The sequence below is a fragment of the Brevibacterium samyangense genome, from assembly GCF_039529845.1.
GTDB classification, from domain to species: domain Bacteria; phylum Actinomycetota; class Actinomycetes; order Actinomycetales; family Brevibacteriaceae; genus Brevibacterium; species Brevibacterium samyangense.
Genome location: NZ_BAAANO010000052.1, coordinates 1 through 2,478 on the forward strand (window position 1 = coordinate 1; position 2,478 = coordinate 2,478).

Here is a 2,478-nt window from a genome sequence, read left to right on the forward strand (position 1 = left end):
TTTTCGTAGCGATGGCGTCGTTGGGGACCAGGTGTGGTGTCGTTGGGGGCCACCCTGCTTACGCTCCTTCCGCCGTGTGTATAGGGCACGCGGCGGAAGGAGCAATCGAAGATGGTACGGAAGATCAGAGCGAAGCTGGTGCTCCAGTTACGCGCCGAGGGTCTGTCGGGGCGTGCTATCGCTGCCTCGCAGGGCATGTCCCGGAAGTCCGTCAGGGCGGTGTTCGAGGCAGCTGACGGGGTGGGGATCGGCTGGGACGACGTGGCCGAGCTCGACGACGAGCAGGTGTATGCGTGGTTGTTCCCGGGCCGGGGCGAGCACGAGAGCGTGTTCGCCCAGCCCGACTGGGAGCAGGTCCATCGGGAGATGGCGAGGGTCGGGGTGACGCTGAAGCTCCTGCATGGCGAGTACCTCGACGCCACCGCGGCGGCCGGGGACCCGGCGATGGGATATGACCGGTTCTGCCGCACCTACCAACGCCACGTGCTGGTCACCGGCGCTGCCTCGAGGGTGGGGCACAAGGCCGGCCAGAGCGTGGAGGTCGACTGGTCCGGCCCCACGATGGAGCTGATCAACGCGGTCACCGGCGAGGTCTCGAAGGTGTTCTTGTTCGTGGGCTGCCTGCCGTTCTCCCGTTACGCGTTCTGCTTCCCGGCGCTGGATATGCGCCAGGAGTCGTGGCTGCGGGCGCACGTGACGATGTTCGAAGCGTTCGGCGGGTCGGTCCCCAGGATCGTGCCGGACAACCTCAAGACCGGCGTGGTGAAGCACCCCCGCGAGGGCGAGATCGTCCTGAACGATGCGTATCGCGAGATGGCCGGTCACTACTCGGCAGCGGTGCTGCCGGGCAGGGTGCGGAAACCGAAAGACAAGGCCAGCGTGGAGAACACCGTCGCGCACGTCGCGACCTGGGTTATCGCCGGGCTGCGAGAGAAGCAGTTCACGACTCTGCCCGAGCTCACCGCAGCGATCAGCGCGCGGATGGAGGCATACAACGCCGAACCGTTCCAGAAACGTCCCGGCTCCCGCATCAGCGTGTTCGACGCGGAGGAGCGGCCGCTGCTGACGCCGCTGCCGGCGGTCACCTACGAGATCTCGAGGTGGCTCTACGGCAGACGAGTGGCCAGGAACGGGCACGTCTCGTTCGCGCGGAACTTCTACTCGGTGCCGTTCGCGCACATCGGCGCCGCGGTTGATCTGCGCATCACGGCCCGCACGCTGGAGATCTACCACGGCCACCAGAGGCTTTCCAGTCACCTGCTGCTGCCCGAGGGGTCGGTGAACGAGTACCGCACTAACGACGCGGATCTGCCCGCCGGGGACCGCTACCAGGCCTGGGACGCGGCACGAGTACGGGCATGGGCCGAGCGGATCGGCCCCGCGACGGTGATCGTGACCCGGCGGATCTTCGAGTCCGTACCGATCCAGGAGCAGGGCCTGGATCCTGCGCTGGCGGTGCTGCGGCTCTCTCGCCGCTTCTCCGCCGAGCGGGTCGAGGCGGCCTGCGCGCTCGCGTTGACGGGCCGGATCAGCTCGCCCCGTTACGCGCATCTGCAACCGATCCTTGCGACAGGGCAGGACAAGACCGCCGGGCTGCGTCCACCCCGCGAGGAACCAGCGGAGCAGGGCGGTTTCGTCCGCGGCGCGGACTACTACGGCGGAGGTGCTCGATGACCGCGATCGATATCGAGACCAAGCGGAAGCTACGCGAGATGGGCGCAACCGCGCTCCTGGACGCCATCGACGCCCAGGACGAGACCCACGTGCTGGGAATGTCGTTCGAGGGCCGCCTCCAGCTGGTCGTGGACGAGGCGCACTCCACCTTCAACCAGGGCAAGGTCGAGGGCCTGATCCGCCGGGCCGGACTGCGTTACCCCGGCGCTGATCTGCGCCGCCTGGACCTGGTCGAGGAACGAGGGCTGGACCGGAACGTGATCGCACAGTTGGCGACGTGCTCGTTCATCCAGCGCCAGCAGAATGTCGTCTTCCAAGGCTTCACCGGGTCGGGGAAGTCGTATCTGGGATGCGCGCTGGCGAAGCAGGCCTGCCAGCACCGGATCCGCGCACACTACATCCGGATGCCCGACCTCGAGGAAGCATGGGCCCTGGCTAAGGACAAGTCCCAGGGCCAGACGAAGTTCCTGCGGAAGTACTCGACGTTCTCGCTGCTGGTGATCGACGAATGGCTGCTGGACCATCCGGACGAGGGGATGCGTTCGATGCTGCTGGAACTGCTAGAACTCCGCTACGACACCGGCTCGACAGTGTTCTGCACCCAGTACGCGAAGAAGGACTGGCATCCACGCCTCGGAGGAGGGGTCCACGCCGATGCGATCATGGACCGCATCGTCCACAACACCATCTGGATCGACACCGGCAACCGGAACATGCGCGAACACGCCGCCAAGACCCAGTGACCCAATGAAGGCGGGAGCCAGTGGCCCCCACCGCGACGGCTACTGGCCCCCGCCGGCACGA

General features: G+C 66.8%; 2 protein-coding genes. Both read left to right on the plus strand.

Features of this window, described 5'->3' with window-relative positions; all coding sequences use genetic code 11:
• The first annotated feature begins 111 nt into the window (after positions 1–111).
• The gene (gene istA / locus ABD172_RS15265) at positions 112–1,674 is read left to right on the plus strand and encodes an IS21 family transposase (RefSeq protein ID WP_344311074.1); all 1,563 of its coding nucleotides are present in this window, start codon (positions 112–114) and stop codon (positions 1,672–1,674) included.
• On the plus strand, positions 1,671–2,417 hold the full coding sequence (locus tag ABD172_RS15270; RefSeq protein WP_344311076.1) for an ATP-binding protein: 747 nt from the start codon (positions 1,671–1,673) through the stop codon (positions 2,415–2,417). Before istA ends, ABD172_RS15270 begins: the two co-directional genes overlap by 4 nt.
• Positions 2,418–2,478: the final 61 nt, after the last annotated feature.

What these genes read in the sequence shown, in the direction of transcription:
- istA (WP_344311074.1), top strand. Translation starts at nt 112, where the DNA reads ATGGTACGGAAGATCAGAGCGAAGCTGGTGCTCCAGTTACGCGCCGAG.
- ABD172_RS15270 (WP_344311076.1), top strand. Translation starts at nt 1,671, where the DNA reads ATGACCGCGATCGATATCGAGACCAAGCGGAAGCTACGCGAGATGGGC.